Origin of the sequence: Streptomyces sp. NPDC017943, from assembly GCF_044328425.1 — a bacterium.
GTDB lineage: Bacteria > Actinomycetota > Actinomycetes > Streptomycetales > Streptomycetaceae > Streptomyces > Streptomyces djakartensis_A.
The window spans coordinates 1-5,089 of record NZ_JBIRHH010000052.1 but is presented as its reverse complement, the minus strand read 5'-3'; the positions used below and the strand labels follow the sequence as shown (position 1 = coordinate 5,089).

Sequence of the window (5,089 nt, the reverse complement as noted above, 5' to 3'; positions counted from 1 at the left end):
GCGCGGCGGCCCCCGGCCGACGCGCAACCAACACCAGGCCGCGCCCAATCCCCGAAGCCCACCACCACACCCGCCCACCCCCACCCATACCTCACTCATCCTTCAACCGGCGCGGGAAAAGTGGCAGCAGAGGGGATGTCAGACCCCCGACCACGCGCGGAACCCTTGGTTGACCTGCGGATGCGTCGCCCGTCCCGGAGAGCCTCGCGCAAGAGATGTCGCGAGAGAAGGCGCAGGAGTAGCCGCAAGAGATGTCGCAAGAGATGTCGCAAGGTTCGGCGTTTCGGGTGCTTCCCCAGACCGCAGAGTGTATTATTGATTCTGAAGTCAGGCGGCAACCTGACTTAGTCTCAATCACCAACACGAGGAGATCCCTTGAACGTGGAAGCGGAAACCGTTGACGCGGTAAGCCGACTCACGATCCACCTTGCTGGAGAGCACGAGACCGACGCATCCATCGGTCTGACGCTCATTCCCCTTCTGAAGATCCCCACGGCAATCATTGAATTCCGGCACCCTACCGGCGCGCGTGTTTGGTGGGAAGGCTGGTGCGAGGCCGCCGCCATGCTCGACAGGATCTTTCCCGAGCAGGTCGACGCGGGAGAATTGCGCGAACCCGAATTGACCATCAATTCGTTCGTGATCCTGGACGACGCTCCCCGTCGCGCCAAAGTCCGGGCCCGCAGCGCGGCAGTGAGCCCCGACGGAATCGGCGCATTGTCCGTCACCGTCGGAGGTCTGACGATCGCGTGCGCGTCCCGCGCTGCTGTCGAGTGCCAGGTGCGCGGGTGGCGCGAGGCGTACGACATGTTCGCCAGCGACGGAGGGTTCGGCCTACCGTCCGCCGACGACGTGGCCGCGCGCGTACGGGCCGACCACGCCCGCCACGGGGCCAACGAGCTGATGACGGCCGCCGAGGAGCGGCGGGCAACCCGGACGCAGTGACCCGCCCAGGGTGGGGCGGCCACCGGTCGCCCCACCCTCCCGGAGCCACAGCCACCAGAGAGGGGACAGCATGACCGCCACAGGACCGATCAGCCGAGGGCAGCGGGTACGCATCGAGCGCAACCCGACCCGGAGTCTGGCCGCCCACGCCCGCCCGAGGACCGCAAACCGGCCCGGCCCGTGGCCTGAGGTGTGGGAAGGCATCGTGTTGCAAGTGGCGTACGACGAAGACGAGGTGACCGGCGTCGAGATCTACGGCAAGCGCGAGAGTACCGGCGAGACCAAGCGCGTCACGTTCAGTCTCGCCCGCAACCCGTTCTTTCGTACGAGCGTGGCGCCGGTCAAGTCGCCGTAACTCACCAGGTCCGGGGGGTGATTGAGGGTTGACGATCACCCCCCATGAGAGTGTAATATTGATTCTGAGGGTGAGCGGCAACTCACCCGCCGCCAACTCAACCACCCAAGGCAGGGGAACGATGAGCGAGTACCAGGACCACGTACGGCAGAGCCTCGAAGGACAGAACGTCGACCCGGGCGAGGATCTCGGCATTGACGCGATGCGGTGGACGCCCGACCCCGTCAGCGAGGACCTGACGGACGAGGTGCCGCAGACCGCCGCCGACACGGCACACGCGTTGCTCGACCGCGCCGCCGACGCGTACCTGTCCCTCCTGAACGCCGTTCTCGGCGGCGGGACGCACCACATGGTGGCGAGCGCCAGCACGCCGCACGGCGACCTGATCGAAGGCCAGGAACTCACCGTCATCGGTGACGCCGTGATCATCAACGAGGCCGCATCCATGCGCGTCTGCGCAGTGATCGCGGCAGGCATGGTCGGGTGCGGCACCGGTGGACTGGTCGTGCGCACCTTCGACCCCGACGGGTCGGAGTTCGTACGCGGCTGGAGGGTCCGGAACCTCTGGCTTCGGCCGCTCACCGCTCAGGAGATCCGGGAGGCGTACACCGTCATCCCTGAGACCGGCGAGCCGGTGGCCCCGGAACCGGGCGTGGAGTACCGGCAGGCCGAGCGGGTGCCCCGCCCGGCCCAGACCCCGACGCACAGCGCGAGCGCCAGCCACACCGCGCCGAGGGACAACCGGCCCCCGAACCGCCGCATCTGAGCACCACCCGCCGGGGCCGGTCGCCCGACCGGCCCCGGCGGGAACGCCCCTGCCTCACCCTGCCCTGCCTTCCGGTGTGAGCGGCAACTCACCCGGCACCAACCCGACCAGGAGTGACCCGACATGACCGCGACCACGCGCCCCGCCAGCAGCACGAGCACCCCCGCCCAGGCGCCGGCCCCGACCCCTGCCGAAGTGCCGGCGCCCACCGCCCCGCCCGCCGAGCAGCCTCACACGGCAGACGCCCGAAAGGTGGCCCTGCCCCGCAACCTGGCCCGCCTCACCGCCCAGGCCGAGGAGGCCGGATGGACGGCCGCCGTCCAGACGCAGCCCGGACACTGCGCGCTGCTGCTCACCGCCCGCCAGGAGGCCGGGGAAACCGTCCTGCGCTGCGTGTGGCGACTCACCGCCCGGGGGCACCGCTGGGACGGCGCCACACTCACCCGCAACGGCCAGACAGCCGCCCAGGACGTCGCATGGCGCGCTGTCGCGGACCTGGTGACCGCCGAGGCGCCCACCACCCACACACAGCCGACCGCACCGGACCAGGCGGAAGCTCCGGCGCCCGGTCCGGCCGAGACTGCGGCGGAGACTTCGGCCCCGCGGAAGCGTGCCCGTAAGGCGCCGTCCATGACGGAAGTCGAGCGCGCGCGCAGGGCCGCGGAGGAGTGGCCGGAAGCGATGCAAGCGCGGTCGCTGGGCGACCGTTACGAGGGGGAGTTCCGGCGCTCCGACCTGCTGTCGGAACTGTCCGTGTGTGGTGAGCGGTTCCCGTTCCGCTTCCATTTCGTGTCGGGCGGCGGGCACACCGTGACCCTTCCGACGGGGGACGTGCGCGGTACGTGGGGTGAGGTCACGGGGGCCGCTATCGCGTACGTGATCGCCGAGCGGCCGGCGTCGGTGCTGCGCGCGACGGCCGAGACGGCGCGCGTGCACGGCATCTATGCGGAGCGCGCGGCGGAGAAGGCGGAGGAGAACGCACAGACAGCCGTGTCGGTCGGCATGGCGCGCGCTGCCCTGGACACGGTCCGTGCGTTCGCCCAGCGCATCGATTGGGACGGGTTGACGGACAAGCAGTACAACAGCGCCCGGGGTGCGGTCCGTGAGGCCGAAGAGTGCGCAGAGGGCGCAGATTCCGCGTACGGGCGGGGCGACGTCGACACGGCCCGTTGGGAAGCGCGTGACGCGCTCGCCGTGATGCGTTGGTTCGGTCTCGAGGTGCCGTCGGCCCAGGAGTGCGCGGTGCGTGCGCCGGAACCGCGCGCGGTTGCTGGGCGGGTGCGGCCGCAAGCGTCGGCGTTCCTGCTGCGGATCACCCGCCCTGGGTGGGAGGAGCCAACCGAGACGGCCGGGGTTCCGGCGGGTGACGCTCCGGCCGGTAGTGACGTGACGCCGGACGTTCCGGCGGAGGAGAACGAGGTCAAGAAGACTCCGGCGCTGTTGCCCAACGTCGTATCGGACCCCGGCGCGGTGGACGGGTGGGAGAGCGACGGGGGCGCAGTTGAGGTGCTGCCGGTGATCTGCCACGGCAACGAGGGCGGGGTGTTCCCGGTGGCGTTCCGTGGCCCGTATGAGGGCACGGTGCGGGTGTCGCGGGCGTGGCTGACGGAGCGTGCGCGCCGTGCGCTGACCGTGGCGCGTCAGCGGCTGACAGTGGCGGAGGAGCACGCGGAGACGTGCGTGGCGTGGCGGCGGGATGCGTACGACCTCCACCAGGAAGTACGCCGGTCTGCTGGTGTGCTGGGTGAGCGGGTGGTGGTGCATTTCGAGACGTCCGGCGGGTGGTCGGAGCGTGCCCGTGAAGCGTCGTGGGCGGCGGACATGCGGCGGATGAGTGCGCGGGATGCGGTCCGGCGGTGTGAGCGTGAGCTGTCCGGTCTGGAGGCGGAGGCGGCGGAACCGGGGCGCCGGTCGAAGTCAGCGCGTGCGTTCCTGGCGCGTGCCGTGTCTGGGGATGTTCCGGCCGGCCGTGGGGCGTGGGTGTCCGCCGACGGCCGCACGGCGGTGATGTTCGAGCTTCCCGCAGACATCGACGTGAACCCGGACGTGAGGCACGGGGAAGCGAACGAGCAGCGTCGGGCATTCGTCGACCTGTTGGCCGATGCCGTGGCCGCACGGGATGAAGGTCGCGCGCTGATCGGGCGTGACCTTCCGTCGAAGAAGACGCACGGACGTACGGCCGGTGTCGAGAAGGGCCAGGCGTCCGCCTCGGCCAAGGGTCTGGACGTCAAGCCGTGGAGGGCTCCGAGGGTTCCGGCAGAGGGCTCGCCCCTGGATACCGAGACGCTCGCCACGTGGGACACAGCGGGGGACGTCGTGGCCGAGACTGAGGCGGCCCCCGGGGTGTGGCTGCCCATGACTGCCGTCTCGTTTGCGGAAGCGGCCATGGCCAACGGCTGGACGGTGGCCATGCAGCGCAGCACCGACGGGGGCATGGTGACGGTGCGCGTCGCCGGTGTCGCGGTCAAGAACGGTGAACCGCTCGCCTATGAGTTGCTCGCGGTGTGGGACGGCGGGGTGTTCCGTGAGTGCCCGACGCTGTCGGGGATCTTGGTCGAGCGGCTTCCTGGAAGACATCGAGCTGAACGGCCGGTTCCCGCGAGGGCGCTGTGTCAGGGTGAACTCGGTGAGTCGATCTTTGCGCCGGTCTGGGGCAAGGTGGTGGTCACCACCTTGAGAACGATCACCTCAGCCTGCGGGGTGGGTGGCGACGCGCCAGGACCGGGGCCGGGGGATGTGCTGCCAGTCGAGGAAGCTCTGGAGCGCGGTGGGGTTCCGGGGCTGCCGGGCGGGCGCCGGCGGCAGGTGGACGCCGATGCGTTCGAGGTTGACCGCGATGGCGGTCAGGACGTGCTGGACGTGCGCCTTCTCTTCGCTGCGGTAGCGGCACTGGCGCATGCCGTGGCCGTTGACGAACTCGCTGATCATGCTCTCGATGGCGGCCCGCAGCGAGTAGCGCGAGAGCCATTCCTGGGTCTTCTGCTCGGTGCGGGACTCGGACTGGATGTCGTAGAGATCGCGCG

4 protein-coding genes are annotated in these 5,089 nt (G+C 70.2%); 3 read left to right on the top strand and 1 reads right to left on the bottom strand.

All coding sequences use genetic code 11. The annotated features are described in order from the left end of the window. The first annotated feature begins 375 nt into the window (after positions 1-375). The 3 genes from ACH4C6_RS35855 (at position 376) to ACH4C6_RS35845 (ending at position 2,066) form a co-directional block, all read left to right on the top strand. Positions 376-945 (top strand): hypothetical protein, encoded by a 570-nt coding sequence (locus tag ACH4C6_RS35855; RefSeq protein WP_398112774.1) that lies wholly within the window; start codon positions 376-378, stop codon positions 943-945. Positions 946-1,015: 70 nt separating this feature from the next. Continuing rightward, on the top strand, positions 1,016-1,300 hold the full coding sequence (locus tag ACH4C6_RS35850) for a hypothetical protein (protein WP_398112773.1): 285 nt from the start codon (positions 1,016-1,018) through the stop codon (positions 1,298-1,300). 121 nt (positions 1,301-1,421) lie between these two features. Beyond that, a complete protein-coding gene (locus ACH4C6_RS35845) occupies positions 1,422-2,066 on the top strand; it encodes a hypothetical protein (protein ID WP_398112772.1) in 645 nt (214 codons plus the stop codon). Between the two features lie 2,688 nt (positions 2,067-4,754). Here ACH4C6_RS35845 and ACH4C6_RS35840 read toward each other — a convergent pair. After that, entirely contained in the window at positions 4,755-5,015 is a 261-nt protein-coding gene (locus ACH4C6_RS35840) for a transposase (protein WP_398112775.1), read from the bottom strand. Positions 5,016-5,089 lie beyond the last annotated feature (74 nt).

What these genes read in the sequence shown, in the direction of transcription:
- ACH4C6_RS35850 (WP_398112773.1), top strand. Translation starts at nt 1,016, where the DNA reads ATGACCGCCACAGGACCGATCAGCCGAGGGCAGCGGGTACGCATCGAG.
- ACH4C6_RS35845 (WP_398112772.1), top strand. Translation starts at nt 1,422, where the DNA reads ATGAGCGAGTACCAGGACCACGTACGGCAGAGCCTCGAAGGACAGAAC.